Annotated in this window: 26 protein-coding genes; 12 read left to right on the plus strand and 14 right to left on the minus strand. The window is 72.5% G+C overall.

Features of this window, described 5'->3' with window-relative positions; genetic code table 11:
• Positions 1 to 51 precede the first annotated feature (51 nt).
• Genes ACIBG4_RS21515 through ACIBG4_RS21535 form a run of 5 tightly spaced genes read left to right on the plus strand, consistent with a single transcriptional unit; the run spans position 52 to position 5,834 of the window.
• Positions 52 to 1,863, plus strand: a complete 1,812-nt coding sequence (locus ACIBG4_RS21515) for an ABC transporter substrate-binding protein (protein ID WP_397203286.1) — start codon at positions 52 to 54, stop codon at positions 1,861 to 1,863.
• A complete protein-coding gene (locus ACIBG4_RS21520; protein ID WP_310707019.1) occupies positions 1,860 to 2,915 on the plus strand; it encodes an ABC transporter permease in 1,056 nt (351 codons plus the stop codon). The genes ACIBG4_RS21515 and ACIBG4_RS21520 overlap by 4 nt, the downstream gene beginning before the upstream one ends.
• Positions 2,912 to 3,808 carry an ABC transporter permease gene (locus ACIBG4_RS21525; RefSeq protein WP_397203287.1) on the plus strand — a complete coding sequence of 299 codons (897 nt, stop codon included), beginning with the start codon at positions 2,912 to 2,914 and terminating at the stop codon, positions 3,806 to 3,808. Before ACIBG4_RS21520 ends, ACIBG4_RS21525 begins: the two co-directional genes overlap by 4 nt.
• Positions 3,808 to 4,818 carry an ABC transporter ATP-binding protein gene (locus ACIBG4_RS21530; RefSeq protein WP_397203288.1) on the plus strand — a complete coding sequence of 337 codons (1,011 nt, stop codon included), beginning with the start codon at positions 3,808 to 3,810 and terminating at the stop codon, positions 4,816 to 4,818. The genes ACIBG4_RS21525 and ACIBG4_RS21530 overlap by 1 nt, the downstream gene beginning before the upstream one ends.
• Positions 4,815 to 5,834, plus strand: a complete 1,020-nt coding sequence (locus tag ACIBG4_RS21535; RefSeq protein WP_397203289.1) for an ABC transporter ATP-binding protein — start codon at positions 4,815 to 4,817, stop codon at positions 5,832 to 5,834. The genes ACIBG4_RS21530 and ACIBG4_RS21535 overlap by 4 nt, the downstream gene beginning before the upstream one ends.
• Before the next feature lie 200 nt (positions 5,835 to 6,034).
• On the opposite strand, the gene ACIBG4_RS21540 is transcribed toward ACIBG4_RS21535, so the two are convergent.
• The 4 genes from ACIBG4_RS21540 to ACIBG4_RS21555 all read right to left on the minus strand — a co-directional run bounded on the left by ACIBG4_RS21540 (position 6,035) and on the right by ACIBG4_RS21555 (position 10,822).
• A complete protein-coding gene (locus tag ACIBG4_RS21540; protein WP_397203290.1) occupies positions 6,035 to 6,676 on the minus strand; it encodes a response regulator in 642 nt (213 codons plus the stop codon).
• The gene (locus ACIBG4_RS21545; protein WP_397203291.1) at positions 6,673 to 7,911 is read right to left on the minus strand and encodes a sensor histidine kinase; all 1,239 of its coding nucleotides are present in this window, start codon (positions 7,909 to 7,911) and stop codon (positions 6,673 to 6,675) included. The genes ACIBG4_RS21540 and ACIBG4_RS21545 overlap by 4 nt, the downstream gene beginning before the upstream one ends.
• An 80-nt stretch (positions 7,912 to 7,991) precedes the next feature.
• Positions 7,992 to 9,404, minus strand: a complete 1,413-nt coding sequence (locus ACIBG4_RS21550; protein WP_397203292.1) for an alpha/beta fold hydrolase — start codon at positions 9,402 to 9,404, stop codon at positions 7,992 to 7,994.
• A 227-nt stretch (positions 9,405 to 9,631) separates the two neighbouring features.
• On the minus strand, positions 9,632 to 10,822 hold the full coding sequence (locus ACIBG4_RS21555; RefSeq protein ID WP_397203293.1) for an FAD-dependent monooxygenase: 1,191 nt from the start codon (positions 10,820 to 10,822) through the stop codon (positions 9,632 to 9,634).
• A 73-nt stretch (positions 10,823 to 10,895) separates the two neighbouring features.
• Between ACIBG4_RS21555 and ACIBG4_RS21560 the strand changes: the two genes are divergently transcribed.
• Together ACIBG4_RS21560 and ACIBG4_RS21565 are read left to right on the plus strand one after the other, a co-directional pair.
• Entirely contained in the window at positions 10,896 to 11,462 is a 567-nt protein-coding gene (locus ACIBG4_RS21560) for a TetR/AcrR family transcriptional regulator (RefSeq protein WP_397203294.1), read from the plus strand.
• A gap of 367 nt (positions 11,463 to 11,829) precedes the next feature.
• Positions 11,830 to 11,967: a hypothetical protein gene (locus ACIBG4_RS21565; protein ID WP_310707011.1), complete on the plus strand. Its 138-nt coding sequence runs from the start codon at positions 11,830 to 11,832 to the stop codon at positions 11,965 to 11,967.
• 123 nt (positions 11,968 to 12,090) lie between these two features.
• On the opposite strand, the gene ACIBG4_RS21570 is transcribed toward ACIBG4_RS21565, so the two are convergent.
• Genes ACIBG4_RS21570 through ACIBG4_RS21580 form a run of 3 tightly spaced genes read right to left on the minus strand, consistent with a single transcriptional unit; the run spans position 12,091 to position 13,686 of the window.
• Positions 12,091 to 12,729, minus strand: a complete 639-nt coding sequence (locus ACIBG4_RS21570) for a maleylpyruvate isomerase N-terminal domain-containing protein (protein ID WP_397203295.1) — start codon at positions 12,727 to 12,729, stop codon at positions 12,091 to 12,093.
• Positions 12,730 to 12,748: 19 nt separating this feature from the next.
• The gene (locus ACIBG4_RS21575) at positions 12,749 to 13,063 is read right to left on the minus strand and encodes a multidrug efflux SMR transporter (RefSeq protein WP_355434979.1); all 315 of its coding nucleotides are present in this window, start codon (positions 13,061 to 13,063) and stop codon (positions 12,749 to 12,751) included.
• Entirely contained in the window at positions 13,060 to 13,686 is a 627-nt protein-coding gene (locus ACIBG4_RS21580; protein ID WP_397203296.1) for an FMN-dependent NADH-azoreductase, read from the minus strand. Before ACIBG4_RS21580 ends, ACIBG4_RS21575 begins: the two co-directional genes overlap by 4 nt.
• Positions 13,687 to 13,763: 77 nt before the next feature.
• Between ACIBG4_RS21580 and ACIBG4_RS21585 the strand changes: the two genes are divergently transcribed.
• On the plus strand, positions 13,764 to 14,309 hold the full coding sequence (locus ACIBG4_RS21585) for a TetR/AcrR family transcriptional regulator (protein ID WP_397203297.1): 546 nt from the start codon (positions 13,764 to 13,766) through the stop codon (positions 14,307 to 14,309).
• 90 nt (positions 14,310 to 14,399) lie between these two features.
• Here the strand turns inward: ACIBG4_RS21585 and ACIBG4_RS21590 are convergent, their stop codons facing one another.
• From ACIBG4_RS21590 to ACIBG4_RS21605, 4 genes are read right to left on the minus strand one after another with little or no spacing between them, the layout of a single operon-like run.
• Positions 14,400 to 15,179, minus strand: coding sequence for an SDR family oxidoreductase (locus tag ACIBG4_RS21590; RefSeq protein WP_355434987.1), 780 nt, complete (start codon positions 15,177 to 15,179; stop codon positions 14,400 to 14,402).
• A gap of 32 nt (positions 15,180 to 15,211) precedes the next feature.
• Complete coding sequence (locus ACIBG4_RS21595) at positions 15,212 to 16,150, minus strand: ribose-phosphate pyrophosphokinase (RefSeq protein ID WP_310707005.1); 939 nt, start codon at positions 16,148 to 16,150, stop codon at positions 15,212 to 15,214.
• Positions 16,151 to 16,168: 18 nt separating this feature from the next.
• The gene (locus ACIBG4_RS21600) at positions 16,169 to 16,672 is read right to left on the minus strand and encodes a GNAT family N-acetyltransferase (protein WP_397203298.1); all 504 of its coding nucleotides are present in this window, start codon (positions 16,670 to 16,672) and stop codon (positions 16,169 to 16,171) included.
• Positions 16,669 to 17,298: an HAD family hydrolase gene (locus tag ACIBG4_RS21605; RefSeq protein WP_397203299.1), complete on the minus strand. Its 630-nt coding sequence runs from the start codon at positions 17,296 to 17,298 to the stop codon at positions 16,669 to 16,671. Before ACIBG4_RS21605 ends, ACIBG4_RS21600 begins: the two co-directional genes overlap by 4 nt.
• A 150-nt stretch (positions 17,299 to 17,448) precedes the next feature.
• On the opposite strand from ACIBG4_RS21605, the gene ACIBG4_RS21610 reads away from it, so the two are divergent.
• Positions 17,449 to 19,248 carry an alkyl/aryl-sulfatase gene (locus ACIBG4_RS21610; protein ID WP_397203300.1) on the plus strand — a complete coding sequence of 600 codons (1,800 nt, stop codon included), beginning with the start codon at positions 17,449 to 17,451 and terminating at the stop codon, positions 19,246 to 19,248.
• A gap of 1 nt (position 19,249) precedes the next feature.
• Here ACIBG4_RS21610 and ACIBG4_RS21615 read toward each other — a convergent pair whose 3' ends face one another.
• Positions 19,250 to 19,648 (minus strand): hypothetical protein, encoded by a 399-nt coding sequence (locus tag ACIBG4_RS21615; RefSeq protein ID WP_397203301.1) that lies wholly within the window; start codon positions 19,646 to 19,648, stop codon positions 19,250 to 19,252.
• 132 nt (positions 19,649 to 19,780) lie between these two features.
• On the minus strand, positions 19,781 to 20,764 hold the full coding sequence (locus tag ACIBG4_RS21620; protein ID WP_397203302.1) for an NAD-dependent epimerase/dehydratase family protein: 984 nt from the start codon (positions 20,762 to 20,764) through the stop codon (positions 19,781 to 19,783).
• Between the two features lie 162 nt (positions 20,765 to 20,926).
• Here ACIBG4_RS21620 and ACIBG4_RS21625 point away from each other — a divergent pair, with 162 nt between their 5' ends.
• The 3 genes from ACIBG4_RS21625 to ACIBG4_RS21635 all read left to right on the plus strand — a co-directional run bounded on the left by ACIBG4_RS21625 (position 20,927) and on the right by ACIBG4_RS21635 (position 23,931).
• Positions 20,927 to 21,478 (plus strand): RNA polymerase sigma factor, encoded by a 552-nt coding sequence (locus tag ACIBG4_RS21625; RefSeq protein ID WP_397203303.1) that lies wholly within the window; start codon positions 20,927 to 20,929, stop codon positions 21,476 to 21,478.
• Positions 21,471 to 22,649: a hypothetical protein gene (locus ACIBG4_RS21630; RefSeq protein ID WP_397203304.1), complete on the plus strand. Its 1,179-nt coding sequence runs from the start codon at positions 21,471 to 21,473 to the stop codon at positions 22,647 to 22,649. The genes ACIBG4_RS21625 and ACIBG4_RS21630 overlap by 8 nt, the downstream gene beginning before the upstream one ends.
• Positions 22,650 to 22,779: 130 nt before the next feature.
• The gene (locus ACIBG4_RS21635) at positions 22,780 to 23,931 is read left to right on the plus strand and encodes a hypothetical protein (protein ID WP_355435011.1); all 1,152 of its coding nucleotides are present in this window, start codon (positions 22,780 to 22,782) and stop codon (positions 23,929 to 23,931) included.
• An 8-nt stretch (positions 23,932 to 23,939) separates the two neighbouring features.
• Here ACIBG4_RS21635 and ACIBG4_RS21640 read toward each other — a convergent pair whose 3' ends face one another.
• Positions 23,940 to 24,884, minus strand: a complete 945-nt coding sequence (locus tag ACIBG4_RS21640; RefSeq protein ID WP_397203305.1) for a DNA polymerase domain-containing protein — start codon at positions 24,882 to 24,884, stop codon at positions 23,940 to 23,942.
• Positions 24,885 to 25,073: the final 189 nt, after the last annotated feature.

The following is a 25,073-nucleotide window of genomic DNA, read 5'->3' on the forward strand; positions in this document are numbered from 1 at the left end:
TATGGTGTGCCTTTCTCTACACAGGAATTCCCGCCTGAAGGTGAGGCACATATGAGGAAATGGATCGCACGCCTGGCTGTGCTGGGCGTAGCGCTGTTACTGGCAGGTCAGGGTCAGGTGGCACTGGCCCAGGAGCCTGCGGCGGGGAAGAAGGTCCTCCGTGTCGGGGCCACCCAGGCGGTGGACTCGATGAACCCCTTCCTGGCGGTCCGTCTCGTCTCCACCTCGATCCACCGGTGGATGTACGGCTACCTCACGGTGCCCGACTCGAAGACCCTCCAGCCCAGCCCCGACCTCGCCGAGTCGTGGACGTCCTCCGAGGACGGCCTCACGTGGACGTTCAAGATCCGGCAGGCCAAGTGGTCCGACGGCCAGCCGGTCACGGCCGACGACGCCGCCTGGACGTTCAACAAGATCATGACCGATGACGCCGCGAAGACCGCCAACGGCCCGGCCGTGGAGAACTTCGAGAGCGTCACGGCCAACGGCCAGGACCTGGTCATCAAGCTGAAGGCGCCCCAGGCCTCCATCCTGGAGAACCCGATCCCGATCATGCCCAAGCACGTCTGGGAGAAGGTGACCGACCTCGCCAACTACGAGGCCGACACCTACCCGGCCGTCTCCAGCGGGCCCTACATCGCGGTCGAGCACAAGAAGGACCAGTACGTCAAGCTGCAGGCCAACCCCAACTACTGGCGGGGCAAGCCGAAGATCGACGACCTCCAGGTCATCTTCTACGACAACCCGCAGGCCGCCATCGCGGGCCTGAAGAAGGGTGACATCGACCTCATCGGCCGCCTCGCGCCGCCGGAGTTCCAGGCCATCCAGAACGACCCGAACATCGTGGCGTGGAACAACCAGGGCCGCCGTGCCGCGTACCTGGAGGTCAACCCCGGCGCCACGACGACCGACGACAAGCCGGTCGGCGACGGTCACCCCGCGCTGAAGGACGTGAAGGTCCGCCAGGCGCTGCACTACGCGATCGACAAGCAGAAGCTCGTGGCCGAGGTGCAGAGCGGCCTGGCCAAGCCGGCCGACGGCTCGATCGTGCCGCCGATGTACAAGGACTTCTTCTGGGAGGCCACCGGCGACACCAAGGTCACCTACGACCCGGCCAAGGCCAACAAGATCCTCGACGACGCGGGCTACAAGAAGGGCGCCGACGGCGTCCGCACGATGCCCGACGGCAAGAAGAAGCTGGAGTTCCGCTTCACGATCCACACCGACACGCCGATCGAGGACAAGCTCGCCGAGTACCTGACCGGCTTCTTCAAGGAGATCGGCGTCACGCTGACCACCGTGAAGCTCGACTCCAGCAAGTTCTCCGAGGAGACCGGCGTCACGGGCAACTACGACATCGCGATCAGCGGCTGGTCGGTCAACCCCGACCCCGAGGAGGTCCTGGCGACGCACCTGTGCAGCCGCCGGCCGACCCCCAAGGGTGAGGGCGGCGGCACCGAGTCGTTCTACTGCGACCCGACCTACGAGAAGCTCTACCAGGAGCAGCTCAAGGAGCTCGACCGCACCAAGCGCGCCGACCTCATCAAGCAGATGCAGGAGCGCCTCTACACCGAGGCCCCGATCATCGCCGTCTACTACACAAATGACCTTGAGGGCTACCGCAAGGACCGGATCACCAGCATCACCTCGATCCCCGAGCAGAACGGCCTGCTCTACGGCGGCAGCGGCTACTGGCCGTTCTACACCGTGGACACGGTCGCGGCCCCGGCCGCCGGCTCGACCGCCGACGGCGGGTCCAACACCGGGCTGATCCTCGGCGTGGTCGGCGGCGTGGTCGTCCTCGGACTGGTGGTGTTCCTCGTGACCAGGCGACGCAAGGGCGTCGCGGACGAGCGCGAATGACAGCACCGCTCGAAGCAGCAGAGCCCGCCGCCGTCCAGGCGGCGGGCCCTGGTGACGAGCGCTCCACCCACGGCGGCACGCTGCGGTACGCGCTGTCGAAGCTGGGTGGGGCGCTGTTCAGCATCGCCATGGTGATCGTCGGCACGTTCTTCGTGTTCCGGCTGCTGCCCGGCGACCCGGTGCGCAACCTCGCGCAGGGCCGCAACATGACCCCCACCCAGCTCGCCCTGGAGCGCCACCGGCTGGGCCTGGACAAGCCGGTGCTCGACCAGTTCGTCGACTTCGTGGGCAAGACGCTCCGCTTCGACCTCGGCACCTCCTACGAGTACAAGCGGCCCGTCCTCGGCCTGATCGGCGAGCGGCTCGGGCCGACGCTGCTGCTCGCCGGCGTGGGCCTGGTCATCGCGGTCAGTCTCGGGCTCTGGCAGGGCACGCGGGCCGGCTGGCGGCACAACTCCCGCTTCGACCGGGTCTCGACCGGGATCTCGCTGGTGCTGTGGTCCGTGCCGACGTTCTGGCTCGGGCTGCTGCTGCTCATGGTGTTCGGCGTGGGCATCGGGCCGATCCCGGGGCTGTTCCCGACGCGGGGCATCGAGAGCGTGGACGCGCCCGACGGGTTCGCGTACGTGCTGGACGTGGCCTCGCACATGGTGCTGCCCTGCCTGACGCTGGTGGCCGTGGTCTACGCCCAGTACCTGCTGGTCATGCGATCCTCCCTGCTGGAGGAGGTCAGCCAGGACTACGTGACGGTGGCCCGCGCCAAGGGCCTGCGCGACGACGAGGTACGGCGCCGCCACGCGGTGCCCAACGCGCTGCTGCCCACGGTGACGCTGGTGTTCATGCGCATCGGCTTCGTCGTCGGCGGCGCGGTCACCGTGGAGACCATCTACAGCTGGCCCGGTCTCGGGCAGCTCTTCTACGAGGCGATCAAGGTGCCGGACTTCACGCTCATGCAGGGCACGTTCATGCTCATCACCGTCGCGGTGATCCTCATGAACACGCTGGCCGACGTGGTCTACCGGCTGCTCGACCCGAGAGTGAGGTCGGCGTGACCACCGCCACTGTGGAATCCGTCGCCTGGAGCCGCAGGCGGCTGGCGTTCGGCCGGTTCTGGCGGAGCTTCCGGCAGAACAAGGCCGGGATGGCCGGCCTGGTGGCGCTGGTCGTGGCCGTGGTGCTGGCGCTCGTCGCGCCGCTGTTCATCGACGAGAGCGTGACCAGCGTCGTGTCGGGCACCAGCGCCAAGTGGGCGCCGCCGAGCCTGGCCGAGCCGTTCGGCACGGACGAGTCCGGCCGGTCCATCCTGCTGATGGTCTGGTGGGGCTCGCGGGCCTCGCTGCTCATCGGCTTCCTCGCCGCGCTGCTCAGCATCGTCATCGGCATGGTCGTCGGCATCGCCGCCGGGCACTTCCGCGGCTGGCTGGGCGGCGTGCTCATGCGGGTCACCGACTGGTTCCTGGTGCTGCCCTCGCTGATCACCGCCATGGTCCTGGCCGCCATCCTGGGCGGCAGCACGTTCACCATCATCGTGGCGATCGGCGTGACCACCTGGCCCACCACGGCCCGCCTCATCCGGGCGCAGACCCTCGCCGTGGAGGCCCGGCCGTACATCGAGCGGTCCAGGGCCCTCGGCGGCGGCCACTGGCACATCACCACCCGCCACGTGCTGCCGAACGTCGCGCCCCTGCTGCTGGCCAGCACCACCCTGGAGGTCGCCAGCGCCATCGTCACCGAGTCGACGCTGGCCTTCCTCGGCGTCAGCGCCAACAAGACCTCGTGGGGCACCATGCTGCGCGCCTCCTACGACTTCGGCGCGGCGACGCAGGGCGCGTGGTGGTACATCCTCATCCCCGGTCTCTGCATCCTCGCCGTCGTCATGGCGTTCACGCTCTGCGGCCGGGCGCTGGAGGCCGTGCTCAACCCGCGACTCAGGAAGGCGGGCTGATGGCTCTGCTCGAACTGGACGACGTCTCCGTGACCTACCGCATCGCGGCGGGCGAGGTGCCCGCCGTGCGCGGGGTGTCGCTGGCGCTGGACGCGGGGACGGCGCTCGGGGTCGCCGGCGAGTCGGGGTCCGGCAAGTCGACGCTGGCCATGGCGCTGCTGCGGCTGCTGCCGCGCGACGCCCGCGTCGGCGGCCGGATCCTGCTCGACGGCGAGGACGTCCTGACCATGAAGTGGGGCCGGATGCGCGCCGTCCGCTGGGCGGAGGCGTCGATCGTCTTCCAGGGCGCGCAGCACGGGCTCAACCCGGTGCAGCGCATCGGCGACCAGATCGCCGAGCCGCTCCTCGTCCACGGCCTGGCCCGGCCCGAGGCCGCCCGGGGGCGCGTCGCCGAGCTGCTGGAGCAGGTCGGTCTGCCCGCCTGGCGGGCGCGCAGCTACCCGCACGAGCTGTCCGGCGGGCAGCGGCAGCGCGTGATGATCGCCATGGCGCTCGCCTGCTCGCCCCGGCTGATCATCGCCGACGAGCCGACGACCGCCCTCGACGTGATGGTCCAGGCGCAGGTGCTGACCCTGGTCAAGGAGCTGCTCGCCGAGCGCGGCATCTCGCTGATCATGATCTCGCACGACCTGTCGGTGCTCGCCGACGTCTGCGACCGCCTCGCCGTCATGTACGCCGGCCGGGTGGTCGAGCACGGACCGTCGCACGAGGTGTTCCACAAACCCCGGCATCCCTACAGCGCCGCGCTGGCCGCCGCCTTCCCCACGGTCGGCGACCCGGTCTCGCGGCTCGCGCCCAAGGGGCTCGGCGGCGACCCGCCCGACCCCATGGAGCTGCCGACGGGCTGCTCGTTCCACCCGCGGTGCCCGGTCGCGGTGGAGGAGTGCCCCACCCTGGACGTCGAGCTCTGGCGTGCCGGCCCCGAACACCGCGCGGCCTGCGTACACGTACGGCCGGCCGCCGACGCCGCCACCGAGCCCGCCGAGCCCGCCACCCTGGAGACCTCGTGACCGAGACGCAAGCCCCCGTGGAGACCGTCGGCACGGTCCGCCCCACCCTGCTGGAGGCCCGCGACCTGCACGTGGAGTTCCCCTCGCGCGGGCGGCGCGCCCGCGCCGTCGACGGGGTGGACCTCGCGATCGGCGAGGGCGAGATCGTGGCGCTCGTCGGCGAGTCCGGCTGCGGCAAGACCACGCTCGCCCGCACCCTGCTCGGCCTCGAACGCCCCACCTCCGGCTCCGTCCTGTACGGCGGGACGGCCCTGCAGTACGGCTCCAAGGCGCTCAAGGCGTACCGCCGGGAGGTGCAGCTCGTCCTGCAGGACCCGATGGGCTCGCTCAACCCGCGCCAGACCGTCTACGAGGCCGTCGCCGAGGGGCCGCGCATCCACGGCCTGGCGGGCGAGCAGGAGGTCGTCGCCTCGGCGCTGTCCCGGGCCGGGCTCCGGCCGCCCGAGAGGTTCTTCCTGCGCTACCCGCACGAGCTGTCCGGCGGCCAGCGCCAGCGCGTCGTGATCGCCGGGGCGCTCGCCCTGGAGCCCAAGGTGCTGATCGCCGACGAGCCGGTGGCCTCGCTCGACGCCTCGGTGCGGGGCGAGATCCTCGCGCTGCTGCTCCGGCTGCGCGACGAGCTGGGCCTGTCGGCGCTGGTCGTCACCCACGACCTCGGCCTCGCCTGGAACATCGCCGACCGGGTGGCGGTCATGTACCTGGGCCGGATCGTCGAGTCGGGCCCGGTCGAGCAGGTGCTGACCGCGCCCCGGCACCCGTACACGCAGGCCCTGCTGTCGGTGCTCCCCGAGTCGCCCGAGCGGATCGTGCTCACCGGCGAGCCGCCGGACCCGACGCGCATCCCCGGCGGATGCCGCTTCCACGCCCGCTGCCAGGTGCTCGCCTCCGGCCGCGCGGCTGAGGCGGGGGTGGACGGCAGGTGCCGGGCGGAGCCGCTGGCCGTCCTGCCGGCGGTGCCCGCGGCCCAGGCGGCCTGCCACTACGCGGCGGCCACCACCGGCCCGGGAGACCACTAGCCAGCTCACCAGACGTCATTGAGGAGCACGATCCCGCCGCCGGCAGGCCTCGGCCGACTGCCCCACGGACTGGGACGGGTCGATCATCGCGGCGGCCCGGGCGGCCTGGGAGCGGTGCCGGTGTTTGAACGCCTCCGGCAACGTCTCGGACACCACATCGTGGACCTGCCGCTGCTCCGGCGGGAGACCGTCCGGTGCGTCTACTCGTCCGGGGGCACCAGCCCTGATCGATACGCGTAGATCGCGGCCTGGACACGGGTGCGCGTGCCGATCTTGGCAAGGACGCGTGACACGTGGATCTTGACCGTTCCCGCGGCGATGCCGAGTTCGTCGGCGATCTCAGCATTGGTCCGGCCCAGCGCGACCAGCCGGAGCACCTCCGTCTCCCGCACCGTGAGCTCGCGGGCGTCGGCCTGGACGGGCGGGGTCGCGAAGCGGCGCACGAGCCTGCGGGTGACCTGCGGGTCGATCAACCCCTGACCTCGGTGGGCCGCGCGCACCGCCGCCAGGTAGAGGTCGGGGTCACCGTCCTTGAGCAGGAAGCCCACGGCGCCCGCTTCGAGTGCCCCGAAAAGATACTCGTCTGTGTCGAACGTGGTCAGCGCGATGATCGCCATGTACGGCGCCCGGGCCGTCAGCCGCCGGATGGCCGTGATCCCGTCCGTGCCCGGCATGCGGAGATCGGTGAGTATCACGTCCGGGTGGTGCTCGCTCGCCATGCTGACCAGCTCGGCCCCGTCGCGCGCGGCGCCGAGGAAGGCGATGTCGGGCTCGTGGCTCAGCAGTTGCCGTAGTCCCTCACGGGCGAGATGCTGGTCGTCGGCGATCAGGAGGCGGATCACGAACCCACCCGCCGGACCGGACGATCGTACCCGGGCGACTCCGGGGAAGGGCCGCCACCGCCAGCCTTCGCCGCCGGCCCACGATCCACACGGGCGTCCGGGGGGAGCACGGGGAGGTCGGCGCGCACCCGCCAGCCGTTCTTGCCGCGTGACCCGATGTGGCAGTGCCCGCCCAGCGCCTCCACGCGCTCACGCATGCCCGACAGGCCGCGCCCTCCGCTCGGAACGCGGTCGTCCGCCAGGCCGCCGCCGGCCGATGAGCGGGGCGGACCCGGGTCGTCGATGGTGACAACGACCCGGCTGTTCGCCCCACGAACCTTGACCGAGGCCGTTCCGGCCGTGGAATGCCGCGCCACGTTGGTCAGCGCTTCCTGCACGATCCGGTAGGCACAGGCCGCCGTCTCCGGGTGGACGGTGCTCTCCAGGTGGGGATCGACGTCGAGGGCGACGGCCAGCTCCGACCCGCCGCTGCGCTCCGCGAGCGCGGGCAGGTCGGCGAGGCCTCGCTCCTGCGGCTGGTTCTCGCTGTCCGACCGGACCAATGTCGTGAGCAGCGCCCGGATCTCGGCCAGCGCCTCGGCCGACAGACCGGCGATGCCGGCCAGTGCGCGGTCGGCCTCGGAGTCGCGACCGGCCAGCGCCCGCCGGGCGCCGACCGCCTGGAGCCTGATCGCACTGAGGTGGTGACCGACGATGTCGTGGACGTCTCGGGCGATCCGTGCTGCCTCCTGCGAGCGTGCCCGCTCCTCCCTGGCACGTTGCAGCCGCGCCGCTTGAGCGGCGCGGTCGGCCCGCAGTCGCAGCGCGTATCCGGCGGCGACCGGCGCCGCCCCGGCCGCCGCGTAGACGGACATGCTGGTGAGGCCCGGCGTGGACATGCCCCCGATGCCTGCCGCCACCGCCCAGACGACGGAGCCGATCAGGAGCGCCGAGCGCAGGCGGTGGCGGTGGAAGGCCGCCGACGCGACGGTCAGGCCCAGGATCCAGGTGCCGGTGTCGCGCTCCAGAGCGAGACTGACCGCCGGCATCACCGCCGCGGAGGCGGCGACCGCCGTCAGCGGCAGCCGCCTGCGTATCACCAGCGGTGCGCAGGCCGCCAGGGTCGGCACCGCCCACAGCGCCGCCGCGCCCACGTCGGTGAGCTCAGCAGGCCGGTCGCGCCACCATCCGTCCAGCGCCGAGAGCGTCAGCGCGATGATCGCCGTGGCGCAGGCCAGCAGGGCGTCGCGGCCCATGACGGGGATACGCCTCCAGACGCCGTCCGCGTCCCGTGCCAAGGACCGGAAAGCCGCTGACCGTCTCACGCGACCAAGTATCACGCCGGCCTTGCGGGGCAGGTGGCGCCGGGAGCCGGGAGCGTACCGTTGATCAAGTATCTGTCCACGTGCTCGGCCACGCAGGGATCGCCGTGGTTGACGTACAGGCCGTGGCCGATGCCGTCGTACCTGACCGTGACCGAGCCGGGGACCTGGTCGGTGATGGCGTGGACAGAGCTGTACTCGTAGACGGGCCCGACGCCGAGCAGCGGCGGAAGCGCGCGGGCAGGCAACGGCGCCGGCGGGTTGGCGGCCTCGGCAGCCCACGGCGAACACGCGAGACGCGCGTTCTCCCGGACGCCGGAGAAGTTCGGCGACACCTTGGCTGAGCGCCGCACCGCCGTACGGTAGGCGCGGTAGCCGTCATAGCGGAACCCGTCGGCGCACGTCACCGCGAGCAGGGCGCTCGGCTGCGGCGGCACGCCGCGGCCCTGCGGGTCGAAACCGGACGCGTCGCCCTTCGAGGCGCTCGCGATGGCTTTGGCGAACGCGGGCCAGCCCGCCTCGCGCAAGATCATGCCCTGCGCCAATGCCTTGAGGTCGTCCCCGTCGTAGCGGCGGTCCCCAGCGGCCGCGGAACCGGGCAGGGGATGGCGCTCGGCCCGCTTCACGACGTCCTGCCAGGCCGTTTCCGCGTCGGTCCCGCGCAGCGCGCAGTCGGAGGAGCCGGCGCACCATCGGACGAAGCGCTTGAACACCTCCTCCAGGCCCTTGTACTGCAGCCGCTCGGACTCCGCGACCGGGGACACGTGGTCGGGCACGCTGTCCAGCGCCATGGCGCGCACCCGCTGCGGGAACAGCCGCGCGTAGGAGGCGCCCAGCACGCCGCCGTAGGAGTTGCCCAGATAGGAGAGCTTCTCCTCGCCCAAGCCGGCGCGGATAGCGTCCATGTCGCGGGCCTGGGTGGCGGAGTCCATGTGGCCGAACAGGCCGGGCGCGGCTTCCCTGCAGGCAGCGACTGCGGCGGCGTTCGCCTTGAGCGCCTGGTCGTACTCGCGCCGGTTCTCCGGAGTGGCGAACGCGGGCCCGGTCGCGCAGGACGCCAGCGGGAGGTGCTCGCCGCTCTGCCCGCCGCGCGGGTTCCATGTGACGACGTTCATCCGGGTACGCAAACCGGCGAAACGGGGCAGTGACCGGGACAGCGCCTGAACGCCGGCGGCGCCAGGACCTCCGGGACTGAACAGGACGGTGCCCGCGGCCTCGCCGGTCGCGGATGCCCTGGCCAGGGTGAGGGAGATCGTCTTGCCGCCGGGATCCTTCCAGTCGACGGGAACGGCCAGTTCGGCGCACCGCAACTCGGCCGGGACGTCCGGGCCGCACGCGGACCAGGTGAGGGACGGCGCCGGTGGCGCGGTGGATGAAGTGGACGAAAGGGAGGCGGCGCCCGCGGGAGCATACGCTCCCAGCGTCATCACCAGAGGCACAGCGAGCAAGGCTGATCTCGGCCAGATCATCGAATCCTCCACAGGTGGTGCGGCGAGCGCCGCGGATGTCGTCACAGGCTAGGCAGAGGCATGTCCCGTCACATCTGCCACAGGGCATACATCCGACCCGCCGGGGCTCGGCCTGGCCTTCTTCGACGGACTCCACCCGCGCGGCGCGATCCCGTGGATCCTGGGCGGATGAGGAGGTCCTGGCTCTAGCCCTCCACGGTCGTGTAGTCGGCCAGCGCGATGGCGTTGGCGGCGCGGTGGATGGCGCCGGCGACCCGCTCGATCATCCGGTCGCGGCCGGGCAGGTGGGGCAGCAGCCTGATCATCATGAGCTGGATCCGGATGGCCAGGCGCGACCCGATCACCATCCCCTTGAGGTTGGCCGGGCCGAGCTTCTGGTTGGCCTCGACGAACGGCCGCAGCACGGCCTCGTACCGGTCGAGCGCGCCCTCGGCGCCCCGGGCCAGCTCGCCCGCCAGCACGTACGCGCCGACCAGCGCGAGGCTCGTGCCCTGCCCGGAGGCCGGCGAGGCGCAGTAGCCGGCGTCGCCCACCAGCACGACCCGGCCGCTCGACCAGCGGTCCATGTGGATCTGGCTGACCGAGTCGAAGTAGAAGTCGTCGGAGCGCCGGACGGCCTCCAGCAGCTCGGGCACCTCCCAGCCGGTCCCGGCCATGGCCTCGGCCAGCAGCTCCTTCTGCCGGGCGGTGTCGCGGTGGTCGTAGGCGAGGGGCGCCGACGACCACATGAACAGCGCCTTGGCGGTCGGGTCCTGCCGGGTGCTGTAGACGTTCGCGGTCCTGCCGGGCGCCACGTGCACGGCCTCCTCGCGGTCGAGGCCGAGATGGTTCGGGACGGTCGAGATGGAGATGTGGCAGCCGAGGTCGCGCCGGAACCGCTCCTCCTCGCCGAACACCAGCCGCCGGGTGACGGAGTGGACCCCGTCGGCCCCGATGACCAGGTCGAACCGGCGCGGCGCGGAGCGCTCGAACGTCACGGTCCCGTCCTCGGCGATCCCCGTGATCGTGTCGTCGAAGATGTACTCGACGTCGTCGCGCGTCAGGTCGTACAGCAGCTCGTTGAGGTCGCCGCGCATGATCTCCGCGTCGCCGCCGTGCCGGCCGCCGAACAGGTCGGCGTCCATGGTCGCGACGCGACGGCCCATGGCGTCGTAGTGGGTCACGTGGCGCATCTCCGTGCTCCGGGCGCGGACCGCCTCCAGCAGGCCCATGCGCTCGATCACGTCGATCGCGGCACCGCGGATGTCCACCTTGTAGCCGCCCTCACGGATCGCGGGCGCCCGCTCGACCACGGTCGGTGTGAAGCCGTGGCGGCGCAGCCAGTAGGCGGCCGTGGTGCCGGCGATGCTCGCCCCGGAGATCAGGATGTTCGTCATGCCCTGAACGGTACACGTGTGTCAGACGCTTGTCCAGAACGCTTGTATGAGACGGTTGTGCTACTCTCCTGGCATGGGAAATCGTGAGGACCTGCTGGCCGGGGCGAAGCGGTGCCTGATGGAGAAGGGCTACTCCCGCACCACCGCCCGCGACATCGCGAGCGCCTCGGGAGTGAGCCTGGCGGGCATCGGCTACCACTTCCGCTCGAAGGACGCGCTGATGAACGAGGCGCTGTTCGAGGCGATGCGGGAGTGGGGCGACGAGCTGGCGGCCACGCTGGCCGGCTCCGTGGATCCCGGGGCCACGCCGCTGCGGCGCTTCGAGGTGGCGTGGGACCGGGTCGTCGAGTCGCTGGACCGGCTCCGGCCGCTCTGGATCACCCAGTTCGAGCTGGTCGGCCAGGTGGACCATCTGCCGGAGGTGCGCGCCTACCTCGTCCAGGGGCTGCGGGCGGCGCAGGACGGGCTGGCGGAGCTGTTCGCGGGCATCGACCCGGCGACGGACCCGGAGCGAGCCCGGCTGGTGGGCTCGCTGTACCAGGCCATGCTGACGGGCTTCCTGTCGCAGTGGCTCCTGGACCCGTCCAGTGCCCTCAAGGGCCATGAGGTGGTCCAGGCCCTGCGCCTGGCCACCGCCTGACTCACGAGGGCGGGGGCGCCGTGACGATCGCGAAAGATTTGACGTAGCCGGCTCTCACCCGCAGCGTCGCGGCGACTCCTAGACCGCCGACCAGAGAGCGGTTCGCGACCGGGGCGGCAGCGGCGCACGACCCGCGAGAACCGCACGCGGCCGCGGTTCATGGCATCCGGGTCGCGTATCGGCCCCGCAACGCCAACGGACGATCGGACCAGGTTGGCACGCGGCCAACCTCGGGCGAAATGCCCCCAAAGCCACGCGTTTTCCTGGAAGCCTCCCCTCGCGCACCTGGTTGGAGACATTGAATCGCTCGAAGCCGACATGCCGGTCCGCATCCGACCGGCGAACCAGAGATGAGTGGGGAGACGTCATGTCGATCCAGCACTCCATGTCCATCCAGCACTTCCTGCCTTTCGTGTTCCGGCCGCCGAAGCAACCGGACGTCGCGCTGCAGGAACTCCAGCAATCCAGCGACAGGCGTCGCCGCAGTAGTCGCCGCCGTCACTGAGCGCTCGCCTCCGGCACGTTGACTCCGTGCCGGACGGATCAGGCGCGGGCCCCGGGCCCGCGCCTGATCCGCTGTCGGGCCGCCGCTGTCGGGCCGCCGGGTCGCGGGTGACGGCCCCTGGTCCTAGAACGCGCTGATGGTGGCCGGGGCGCGCTCCGTGCGGCTGAGGGTGCGGATGACGGCCGTCGCGCCGTGCCGGTGGACGGCGAGGCGGGCCAGGAGGTCCACGACCGGGTCCACGACCGTCGAGGGCAGGGCCGGTGTCCCCACGCCCACGCTTGCCGCCAGGTCGTCGGAGTGGACGACCAGCTCGATCACGCGCGTCAGGAGGAAGTCGTCCAGCAGCAGCGACCAGCCCGACGGCAGGTCCAGGACCCGGTCGGCCGGCTCGGCGGGCAGGGTGGCGCGCTGGTGCTCCAGCAGCTCGGCCGTGGCGGCGGCCAGCGCGGCGGGGCCGGCGGAGGCGGACTCCTCGCCGGCGCGCCTGATGCCGACGTTGATCTCGTGGTCGAGGCCCGCCTCGACCCATGGGGACCTGGCGTAGTGCTCCAGCAGGCCGATCGGCTCCGTCCCCGGCGTCGTGCCCGCGGCGAGCAGCCGGTCGACCCGGACGAGCTGGTGGGCGAGGTGTCCGGCCAGCCCAGCGACGCTGAACTCGGTGAGGGCGCTCGGCTTGTCCCAGGCGGCGGCCACGGCGGGATCGCCCAGCAGGGCCACCGCCGACTCCGCGGCCGTCAAGTAGGACGCTCTGATCTCCCCCATAAGCTCCGACCCTTTCCGCCTATGTCGTGATTCGCGCCAACACTATCCCCACGACGATCAGGCTCACCGCCGCCATCCGCCCCACCGAGATCGGGTCGTCGCCGAGCACGACGCCCAGCGTGATCGCCCCCACCGCCCCGATGCCGGTGAACACGGCGTAGGCGGTGCCGACGGGCAGCGTGTTCATGGCCTGGGAGAGCAGCCAGACGGCGGCGGCCATCAGGGCGAGGCAGAGCAGGGTGGGCACCGGGCGGGTGAAGTTCTGCGTCGGCTTGATGCTCTGGGACCAGGCCACCTCCACCAGCCCGGCGAGGAGGAGGACGAGCCAGCTCACGACGACACCGCCTTCAGGGCCGCGGCCAGCGACTCCTCGTGCTTGCCGCGCAGGTGCGCGAGTGCCGGGTCGAGCCCGGAGTTGACCAGCTCGGCGTGGAAGAACGTGACGTCCTCGACCGCGAAGTGGCCCTGGAAGAAGTCGCGCAGGTAGCGCTCCTGGTGGTCGTACGGCTCGCGCGGGGTGCCCGGGCCGTACGCGCCGCCGCGGGCGCCGGTGACCACGAACGAGCGGCCCTTGAGCGACATCTTCGGAAAGGTGATCTGGTCGATCCAGGCCTTCAGCGACGACGGGATCGAGAAGTTGTACATCGGCGTGCCGATCAGCACCACGTCGGCCGCCACCACCTCGTCCAGCAGCGGCTTCACGATCGCCCAGGCCTCGCGCCGGGCGGGGGTGCGCACCGCCTCCTCGTAGCGGGAGATGTCGGTGATCTGGTGCTCGAGGATGTGGTCGCACAACTCGGTCCACGCCTCGCCGATGTGCGGCACGGGGTCGGCGGCCAGGTCGCGGTAGACGTATCCCGCGTCGGGGTGCGCGGCGCGCCAGCTCTCGGCGTACGCCTTCGACAGCCGGCGGGAGAACGAGGCGCGGCGCGCGCTGGCGTCCAGGTGGAGCAGCATGGTTTCTTCCGATCTCTAAGCGGACACTATGTCCAGTTAACCATAACCGGACGCGATGTCCACCTAAACTGGTGGGCATGGAGAGAGCCGACGCTGCCCGCAACCGCGCCCGGATCCTCGAAGCCGCCGCCGCGCTGTTCGCCGCCAGGCCGCCGCACGAGGTGACGATGGACGACATCGCCAAGGCCGCCGGAGTGGGCCGGGGCACGCTCTACCGCCGCTACCCGGACCGCGCGTCCATCGCGGTCGCGCTGCTCGACGAGCACGAGCGGGAGCTGCAGGAGCGCCTGCTGCGCGGCGACCCGCCGCTCGGCCCGGGGGCGCCGCCGGCCGAACGGCTCGCCGCGTTCTACGCCGCGATGGTGCGGCTGCTGGAGGACCACGTCCACCTGGTGCTGGGCAGCGAGGTCGGCCGCACGCGGTTCGAGACCGGCGCGTACGGCTTCTGGCGGGCGCACGTCCGCTCGCTGCTCGTCGCGGCGGGCACGCCGCGCCCGGACGCGCTCGTCGACCCGCTGCTCGCGCCGCTCGCCCCCGAGGTGTACTCCTACCAGCGCTCGGACCTCGGCCTCACCCCCGAGCAGATCACGGAGGCCCTGGCCAGGCTCACCCGCGTCCTGTGACCGCCGGTGAAGCGAGGACCCCTGCCCACCGCGACGACAGCGCGACGCCGCCTCCTCCACGGCCGCCGGCCTAGGTCGGCCGGCGCTGGCTCAGAGGGCGTGGCCGCCGGCGACCTGAAGGACCTGGCCGGTGATGTACCGGGCCTGACGCGAGGCCAGGAACACCACCGCGCCGGCGATGTCGGCCGGCTCCCCGGCCCGTCCCAGCGGCACGATCGACCGGACGTGCTCCTCCGTGGCGGCGTCCATCCAGCCCGTCTGCACCGGCCCGGGGGCCACCGCGTTGACCCTGATCCCGGCCGCTGCCAGGTCGAGCGCCGCCGCCCGGGTCAGCGCCTCCAGGGCCGCCTTCGAGGTGCCGTACCCCACCTGGCCGGGGAACGCGCGGGCCGCGTCGGTGGAGACGTTGACCGCACTGGCTGAGTGCCCTGGCCGCCGGCGGCGAGCCAGCTCGGCGATGAGCAGGGTGGGAGCGATCGCGTTCACCTGGTAGGCGCGCGCGAGCCCGGCCGCCGTGACCGTTTCGAACGTGTCGGGGCTCTCGCAGTGGGCGGCGTTGTTCACGAGCACGTCAACGGGCCCGAGCCGGCTCTCGACCACGTCGAACAGCCGCACGGGGGCGTCCGGCTCCATCAGGTCGGCACGCACCGCGATCGCGCCGCCGCCCAGCCCGGCCGCGAGCTCCTCGGCCTCGTCCAGGGGAGGGGTGACGTGCTCCCAGGTGACGCCCGGTGGCGGCGCGGATCCCGCGAACCCGTGGACGGCCACCCGCGCGCCTTCGGCCGCGAAGGCGCGCGCGATGGCCGCCCCGATGCCGCGGCCGCCGCCGGTGACGAGAACGACCTGGCCGGCGAGTCCCGTGTCGATCACCTGACGAGCATGACACGCCGCCCGGACGACGATCAGGACGTGCTGAACAGGGCGCTCACCGACTCGCCGTCGTGGATGCGGCGCATGGCCTCGGCCAGGGCGGGCGCGATCGACAGGACCGTGAGCTTGTCGCTCGGCCGGGGCGGCGGGACGGTGTTGGTGCAGACGATCTCGGCGACCTCGGGCAGCGCGCCGAGCCGTTCGATCGCGTCGGCCGCGAACAGGCCGTGCGTGCAGGCGATCCGCACCGAGTTGACGCCGCGCTCCCGCAGCCGGTCGAGCAGCTCGATGACCGTGCTGCCCTTGGCGATCTCGTCGTCCAGGATGATCACGTCCTTGCCGGCGACGTCGCCGATGACCGAGCTGATCACCACCCGGTCGTCGCTGAAGCGCTGCTTGGCGCCCATCGCCACCCCGGCCCCGAGCAGCCGGGCGAAGGCCGCGGCCTCCTTGGCGTTGCCGAGATCGGGCGAGACGACGACGGTGTTGGACAGGTCGTAGCGGCGGAAGTGCTTGGCCAGCTCCCGCAGCGCGTGCAGGTGGTCGACGGGCACGCTGAAGAAGCCGTGGACCTGCGGCGAGTGGAGGGTCATCGCGAGCACCCGGTCGGCGCCGGCCGCCACCATGAGGTCGGCGACGAGCCGGGCCCCGATCGAGATGCGCGGCGCGTCCTTCTTGTCGCTGCGGGCGTAGGCGTAGTGGGGCAGCACCACGGTCGTGCGAGCCGCCGACGCGCCCCGGGCCGCGTCCAGCATCAGCAGCAGCTCCACGAGGTGCTCCTGCACGGGCGGCACGAGCGGCTGGATGAGGAACACGTCCCGCTCGCGGCAGTTGGCCTGGAGCTGGACCTCCAGCACGTCGTTGGCGAAGCGGTTGATCGCCACGGGGTGGAGCGGAGTGCCGAGATGGGCGCAGATCTCTTCGGCGAGCTGCGGGTGGGCGGAGCCGGAGAAAACCGTGATGTCACGCACGATTTCCAGAGGATATCCCTAGGGGTTCACGTAGTGGTGCAGCAGGGCGGGCTCGCCCGCCGCGTTCAGCCAGTCCGCCCGGCTGCTGGCCACGCGCCGCCAGCCGGTCCGCTCGTAGAACGCGATCGCGGCGCGGCCCTCGCTGGAGACCTCCAGGGCCAGGGGCGGGCCGTCGGCGGCGTGCGCGGCGCGGGCGGCGGCGAGCAGGCCGGCCGCCACGCTCCGGCCGCGGGCGCGCGGGACGACGAACAGGCGGGACACGACGGCGCCGACCGGTACGCCGACGAGCCGTCTGACGTGCTGGTCCGGCCGGGCCAGCCCGACGTGGCCGAGCACGGTCCGTCCGTCGTCGTCGACGGCCACCCATGCCTGGGCGAGGTCGTCGGGCGTGAGCCAACCGGCCGGGTCCGTGGGCCAGTCCACGGGGTAGCGGTCGGCGGCGTGGACCTCCTGCAGAGCAAGTACGCAGGCGGGCAGGTCGTCAGCGGTCCGGGGGCGGATCAGGGCGGGGCGGCGGGTCATGGCTGGAGGGTCTCCGGGGTGAGCTTGCCCAGGTCGTGGACGACGAGCCAGGCCAGTTCCAGGGCGTCGGGCGCGGGCGGGTACCGGGGGTGCGGGACCGCGACGACCCGCATCCCGGCCGCGTGCGCCGACCGGAGCCCGTTGCTGGAGTCCTCCACGGCGAAGCAGGCGCGGGGGTCGATACCCAGCCGGGCGGCAGCCTCCAGATAGCCGTCGGGGGCGGGCTTGCCGCGCTCGACCTCCTCGGTGGAGACCGTGGCGGCGAAGCACTCGTCCAGCCCTGCGGCGTCGAGGACGACGTCGATCAGCCGCCGGGGCGAGGAGCTGGCCAGTCCGAGGGTGAAGCGCCCGGCCAGCCGCCGTACGGCCTCCTGGGCGGCGGGCATCAGCGGGATGGACTCGCGGTAGCGTTCGGCCATCGCGTCCACCACCTGGCGGGCGATCTCCTCCGGCGGCCGGCCGACGCCGAGCTCGTGCAGGTACGCGGCCCACTCGCCGGTGCTCATGCCCATGAGCCGGGACTGCGTGTCGGGCCGCCACGTGCCGCCGTTGTCGGCGACGTAGGCGCGCCGTACCTCCTCCCAGACGGGTTCGGAATCGACGAGCACCCCGTCGAGGTCGAACACACACGCTTCCACCGCGAAACCCCCATGACGATCAGTCAGCCTCCAGCCAATCACACGGCGCCCGCGCACCTCCGGCAGAGGTAGGGGTTTGTCCGTATTGCCAGACTCTGTTGACCCTGTCCGTACCGGAAGGCGGGCATGCAGGGGAGCATGTCGGACCTTCCATTCCATGATCGTGACGACTCCGACGACGCCGGCCGTGGCTTCGTCGCCAGGCTCGACCCCGGGGTGATCAGGAACAGCGACGGCAGGGTCGTCTGGGACGGCGACTCCTACGCCTTCCTCCAGGAGGAGTGCCCCGACAGCGCGCATCCCGGCCTGTGGCGGCAGGGCCGGCTCTGCGCCCGTCAGGGCCTGTACGAGGTGACCGAGGGCGTCTACCAGGTGCGAGGGCTCGACCTGTCGAACATGACGCTGGTCGAAGGCGACACCGGTGTCGTCGTGGTCGACCCGCTCGTCTCGGTCGAGTGCGCGGCGGCGGCCCTCGGCCTGTACCGCGCGCACCAGGGGCACCGGCCCGTCACCGGTGTCGTCTACACGCACTCCCACGTGGACCACTTCGGCGGCGTGCGGGGCGTCACGAGCGGCGGCGTGCCGATCCTCGCGCCGGACGGGTTCATGGAGCACGCGGCGTCCGAGCACGGCCACGCCCGCTCCGCCGTGACGCGCCGCTCGGTCTACACGTACGGCCAGGCGCTCGAACGCTCCCCGCTCGGTCAGGTCGGCGCGGGCCTCGGCCTGGCCGCCTCCACGGGCGCGATCTCGTTCGTCCCGCCCACGGTGACCGTCACCCACACCGGCCAGGAGGAGGTCGTGGACGGGGTGCGGATGGAGTTCCAGCTCATGGCCGGCGCGGGCGACCCGCCGCAGATGGCGTTCCTCTTCCCCGGCCACCGGGCCCTCTTCCTGGCCGAGAACGTCACCCGTGACCAGCACGACCTGCTGCCCCTGCACGGCGCGGCGGTCCGCGACCCCCGCGTGTGGGTCCGCTGCCTGACCGAGACGATCACGCGGTTCGCCGGCCGCGCCGACGTCGCGCTCGCCTCGCACCACTGGCCGGTCTGGGGAGCGGACGGCGTCGCCCGGTTCCTGACCGGGCAGCGGGACCTGCACACGTACCTGCACGACCAGACGTTGCGCCTGATGAACAAGGGGCTCACCGCGTCCGAAATCGCCGAGACGCTTCCGCTGCCGCCGGCGCTGGAGGACGCCTGGCACACGCGCGGCTACCACGGCGCGCTCAGCCAGCACGTCCGGGCCGTCTACCAGCGCTACCTCGGCTGGTTCGACGGCAACCCCGCGCACCTGTGGGAGCACCCGCCACGCGAGAGCGCCATCCGGTACGTCAGGTGCCTGGGCGGCGGCGGCGCCGTGGTGGAGTTCGCGCGCGGCTACCTCTCGCAGGGCGACCTGCGCTTCGCCGCTCAGCTCCTCAACCACGCGGTCTTCGCCGACGAGGGCAACAAGGAGGCCCGCGACCTGCTCGCCGAGGTCTACACCAGGCTCGGGCACGGCGCGGAGAACGCCACGTGGCGCAACCTCTACCTGACCGGGGCGCTGGAGCTGGCCGATGGAATCGTGCCCGCGGTGCCCGCCGCCCAGTGCCCCGACCTGGTCGCGGCGCTTCCCGTGGACCGGATCTTCGACTCGATCGCCATCCGCCTGCACGGACCGCGCGCCTGGAACGAGAGCCTGGCGATCGACTGGCACCTGACGGACCTGGGGGAGCGCCACCGCACGACGCTGTCGAACGGCGCGCTCGTCCGGCAGCAGGACCCGCCGGACGGGCCGGTGGACCTGACGCTGCGGCTGAGCAGGCAGCAGCTCGTCGGGCTGCTCTGCGGCCGGGGCGCGGAGGGCGTCGAGCGGGAGGGCAACATCGGGGCGCTGCAACGCCTGGTGGCCCTCCTGGACGACGCCATGCCGGACTTCCCGGTGGTCACGCCCTGAGTCACAGGCCGGTGTGGGTGATCATCAGTACGACGGACCCGCAGGCCAGCACGCTCGCGGCGAACGCGCCCGCCCACAGGGGCAGCGCCCGCGCGCAGGTGAGGGCGAGCGGGAGGACCAGCCAGACGAACGGCGGCGCGGCGGCGGCGAGCGCGGCCCAGGTCAGCACGACCGGGAGCAGGCACAGCAGCGCGAGCCCCGGCCGGCCCGGGACCAGCTCGCCCTCCAGGAGCACCCAGGCGACGTACAGGCCGCCGAGCAGCGCGCCGCCGGCGGCCACGGCCGTGCCGCCGTCGCCGGCGGTCATGGCCAGGGCGGACACCAGCAGCGCGCCGAACGCGCCGTGGGAGATCCACCGGAGCACGCCCGGCCGCCGCGGTGAGAACAGGAATCGACTCATACGATCACCCACGGTAACCGTCGCGAAGGCGCGAGGCACTCACCGGGGCCCCGCGAGTCCCAAACACCGGGTCTCGGCTTCCCGTGAAGGCGCCCGGCGGCCCGCGAACGCGACCGGGCCTCGGTAAGCCGGTCAGAGGCTGAGGAGCTTGGCCTCCGCCTCCGGGGTGAGGCCCACCGGGGGGCGGCCGGGGCGGGGCGGGGCCTGGCCGCCGATGCCGGTCAGCCAGGTCCAGGTGTCGGCCACCGTCTCCTCGACCGGACGGCACCGCAGGCCCGCCGCCACCGCCTTGGACACGTCGCCCTGGTGCATGGTCTCGTGCCCCTCGTCCACGGCCCAGATCGGCAGGTCGGTCCACTGCTGGACGCCCGCCGCGAGGACCGCGCCGGCGTCGATCCAGCGCAGCTCCGCGTCGGAGCCGGTGACCCGGACGCAGGTCTCCAGCAGCTCGCCCATCGTCGTGAACTCCGGGACGCTCACCGTGTTGTAGGCCCCGCCGAGCCCGCGCCCGGCGGCGTCGAGGCACCACAGGGCCAGGTCGCGGGCGTCGATGTACTGCAGGCCGAGGCCGGGGGAGCCGGGGGCGGGCACCGTGCCGCCGCGGGCGATGCGGCTCAGCCACCACGGCAGCCGCCCGATGTTCTCGTACGGGCCGAGGATGAGCCCCGGACGGGCCAGCAGCGCCCGGTCGCCGAACGCGGCCACGGCCGCCAGCTCGCCACCCGCCTTGGCGTGGACGTAGTCGACGTCGCCGCCGTCGTCGGGTGACGCGTCCACCACCGGCGCGCTCTCGTCGGCGCCCGCCGCCGTCGGATAGGGGTGGACGGAGCGGCTGGAGACGTACACGTAGTGCTCGGCCCGCCCCGCCAGCAGGTTGGCGGCATCGCGGACGGCCGACGGCGCGGAGGACCAGGTGTCGACCACGACGTCCCACTCGCCGCGCTGGATCGCGGCCAGCCCGCCAGGGGCCGACCGGTCGCCGCGCAGGGCCCTCGCCCCCACGGGGGCCGCCCGGGTGCCCCGGTTGAAGACCGTCACGTCGTGGCCGAGGGAGAGCGCCTCCTCGGCGAAGGCCCGGCCGACGAAGTCGGACCCGCCCAGCACCAGCAGCTTCATGCCCCACACTCTGGCGCACTCCGGCACACCCGGGCGGCTCCGCACGCCCACAGCGGAATCGCCCACAGCGGAAGCCGGGCGGGAGGGCGGGCCGTGAAAGCATCGGGGCCCTCCGGGAAAGAAGGGGCGATCGTCGTCCACCGACCCAGCGGAGATGCCTGCATGGCCGTTCCCCCTGACCTGGCCGATCCGCCCGATCTCCGGGCCGGTTTCGAGGAGGTCTTCAACGCGCACTTCTCCGAGATCCACCGTTACATCGCCAGGCGGCTGCCGGACGACGCCGCCGACGACCTGGCGGCGGAGGTGTTCCTGGCGGCCTACCGAGGCGGCTACGACGCCTCACGCGGAGGGGTGCGGCCCTGGCTGTACGGCATCGCCACCAACCTCGTCGCGCGGCACCGCCGTACCGAGATCCGCAGATGGAAGGCGCTCAGCCGCACGGCCGAGCGCCCCGAGCACGACCACGAGGACGCCACGCTGGCCCGCGTGGCGGCCGGCGGGCTGACCGGCAGGCTGGCGGGGGCGCTGGCCGGGCTCAGCCGCGGAGACCGTGACGTCGTGCTGCTCAGCGTGCTGGGCGACCTCAGCCACGCCGAGGTCGCCGCCGCCCTCGGGATACCGGCGGGGACGGTCGCCTCCCGCCTCAGCCGGGCCCGCAGGAAGCTCCGCAAAGCACTCGGCGACGTCAACCCCTTGGAGGAGACCCATGGATGAGCTGAAGCTCCTGGCGAGGTCACTGCCGGACGCGCCGCCGCCCCGGGCGGAGGTGGTCGAGAAGGCGCGCGCCCGGCTGGCCGCGGCCCGGAAGGAGCCGGTACGGCCACGCCAGGCGGGGCGGGCAGGGTGGCGTGGCAGGACCTGGGGGTGGACCCTGGGGACGGCCGCGGCCACGGTCGCCGTCGTCATGGCCGTCGTCGCGCTGGTCGCGAACCTGACCACCGCGCCCGCGCCGCCGCCGGTGCTCGCGCCCGACGCCGGCGCCGGCGCCCTGCTCCGGCTGGCGGACCGGGTCGCCGGTCTGCCCGACGACAGCGACGCCTACTGGCGCAGGCCGCTGCTCGACAACGGGCTCATCCGCGTCCGCGCGGGCGACCGGGCGTTCAACGTGCTGTACTCCGACCGGATCGACCTCTGGCAGCCGCGCGACCCCGGCGATCCCGTCCAGGCGGAGCAGCGGAAGATGTTCGTCCGGCCGGCCACCCCGGCCGACGAGCGGGTCTGGCGGGCGGCCGGCTCTCCGACGACTCTCAAGCGCGTCTGCGCGCCCGGGGCCGACGAATGCATGAAGGTGCGGCTGCGGTCCAAGCCCTCCGACTGCCTCTACACGCGCGCGGCCGAGCCGGGCGGCGTGTTCGGCGACCGGCGGCTGGGCGAGCTCACCGTCGCGGACCTCGCCGCGCTGCCTGACGACGCCATCCGGCTGCGGGAGGTCCTGCGAACCCGCTGGGAGGGGCGTGAGGACAGGATGGGCCAGGTGAGCTTCGAGGAGTTCCTTCCCCGTGCCGGGTATCTCCTGGAGATGCCGGTCAGGCCCTCGGTCCGGGCGGCCGCCCTGCGGCTGCTCGCCGGACTGCCGACGACCAAGGTGATCGGCCCGGCCGTCGATCCCCTGGGCCGGGAGGGCCTCGCGGTCACGTTCAACAAAGGCCGCGGCTCCTTCGGCGAGTTCGGGGCGGACGACGAGGTGCCGGAGGTGTACGCCACCATCCTGGACCCGCGGACCGGCACAGTCCTCGCCCACACCACCGCAGCGGGCAGGAGCATCGAGGGGGCCGCGAAGGGGACGATGATGTACTACCAGGCGTGGGCGCCCGAGGCGGGATGGACGGGCGAGCGCCCTGAGCGGCCCCGCGCCTGCCGGCTCAGCGACACTCCCATCCCCTGACGGGCAGGAGGCCCGCCGAACCGTTCCGGCGCGCGTCGCGCGGAGTTTGACTTCCGGCCATGGACGGGGCGGAAATGGTCTGTAAGGATCTTTCGAGTACTTTTCCCCCTCGGAAGGCACACGGAAGAACATGCGGGTCGCACACGTACTGCTCACGGCAGCCCTCACCTCCACGCTCTCTGGCGCCCTCGCCTCCGCCCCGGCCGTCGCGGCGCGGGCGGAGGCACGGCCGATCGAGCTACCGGCGGAGGTGAACGGCGGAGCCTGGCAGTCGGGTCACGTGCAGGGCATCGCCATCGACCAGAAGAAGGGGTACATGTACTTCTCCTTCACCAACCTCCTGGTCAAGACCGACATGAAGGGCAAGCCGGTGGGCTCGGTCACCGGGTTCACCGGCCACCTGGGCGACCTCGACTTCAACGACAAGGACGGCCGCGTCTACGGATCGCTGGAGTACAAGGACGCCAAGGCGTTCTACATCGCCATCTTCGACGTGGACCGGATCACCAGCCTCGGCATGAACGCCGAGGGCTCCGACGTGGTGACCGCCGTCTACCTCAAGGACGTGGTGGACGACTACAGCGCCGACATGAACGGCGACGGCGTCTTCGACGGCAACACGGGCAACACCCCCGACCACCGCTACGGCTGCAGCGGCATCGACGGCGTCGCCTTCGGGCCGGAGTTCGGCAAGCGCGGCGGCCGGCAGAAGCTGACCGTCGCCTACGGCATCTACTCCAACACCACGCGCCAGGACAACGACCACCAGGTCATCCTCCAGTACGACATCCGCGACTGGCGCCGGTACGAGCGCCCGCTCACCCAGGCCCAGCCGCACACGGCCGGCCCGGAGCGGTCGGACGGCAAGTACTTCGTCCGCACCGGCAACACCACCTACGGCGTGCAGAACCTGGAGTACGACCGCCGGTCGGGCAACTGGCTGATGGCCGTCTACAAGGGCGTCAAGCCGCAGTTCCCGAACTACTCGCTGTTCGTGGTCGACGGCTCCGCCCGCCCGGTGGAAGGCCCGATCGAGGGGCAGCCGCAGCCGGAGCGGGGCGCGCTCCTCCCGCTGCTGCGCCAGGGCCTGCACCACGACGCGACCGACGTGTGGGGATGGGAGTCGGGCGGCCAGTACGGCCTGGCCTCGCTCGACGACGGCCGCTTCTACCTGGCCAAGGACGGCACGGTCGTGGAGGACGGCGTGACCAAGCAGACCGGCCGCGCCCAGCTGCACCGCTGGACCGGCCAGGCCCCGACCCCGTTCGAGCAGATCCAGTAGCGACGAGGTCACTCGCCCCGGCGGGCACGGGCGCGGCGCTTGCCCTCGTGCATGGCCTGCACCCGTGCCACCGGGATCGTGTGCCCCTCCTCGACCAGGCCGGCGGGCAGCCGCTGCGGCGGCGGCATCAGCTCCGCCCACGGGTCACGGCCGTCCAGCAGCCCCGGCACGGACCGGACGGTGAAGTCGCGCGGGCTCACCTGTTCGAGCTCCTCCCAGGGCACCGGGAACGACACCGGCACGTCCGGCCGGACGCGCGGGCTGTAGGCGGCCACCACCGTCGCGCCGCCCGCCCGGGTCGAGTCGATGAACACCTTGCCCTCGCGGTCCTCCCGGATGAACGCCGTCGTGGCCAGCTCCGGGTCGAGGCGCGCGGCCCGGGCGCCCACGGCCCGGGTGGCCGCCGCCAGGTCCTCCGCCGGGACGCCCTCCTCCACGGGCACGAACACGTGCGCGCCCTTGGCGCCGCTGGTCTTGACCGCCCCGGCCAGGCCGGCGTCGGCGAGCGCCTGCCGGACGAGCAGGGCCGCGCGCACGGCGAGGTCGAACGCGGTGCCCTCCGGCGGGTCGAGGTCGAGCACCAGGTGGGTGGGGACGCCGGCACGCGCCAGCGCCGGGTGGTACTCCACCGCCCGCTGGTTGGCGAACCACAGCAGCGTGCGCCGGTCGTCGCACAGGGCGTACGACACCTGCCGGTGGGACGCCTCGGCCCAGACGGAGACCGTGCGCACCCAGGACGGGGCGTACTTGGGGACGTTCTTCTGCATGAAGGCCGGCTGACCGGGGCGGACCCGCACGACCGACAGGGGGCGCTCGCGCAGGGCGGGCAGGATCCGGTCGCTGACGGCGTCGAGGTAGTCGACCAGGTCCCGTTTCGTGGCGCCGGACCCGTCGAACAGTGGCTGGTCCAGGTTGGTCAGCGGCACACCGTCGCGCGTCTCATCACTGCTCACCCGCCCCACCCTGCCCGCCTCACGGCTCGTCAGGCAACACCTCCACGCCGCCGGCGGGCCGTACAGCGACCTGGACGCTCTCAGGTCCTCCCTGGTCCTCCGCCAGGCGGACCACCGGCCACAGGTGTAACGTCGGCACCTCCCGCCTCCCGGCTCTCCCGCCGGGCGGAGGCTTCCCGGGCGCGACAC

Source organism: Nonomuraea sp. NPDC050383 (assembly GCF_044459125.1).
Classification (GTDB): Bacteria; Actinomycetota; Actinomycetes; order Streptosporangiales; family Streptosporangiaceae; genus Nonomuraea.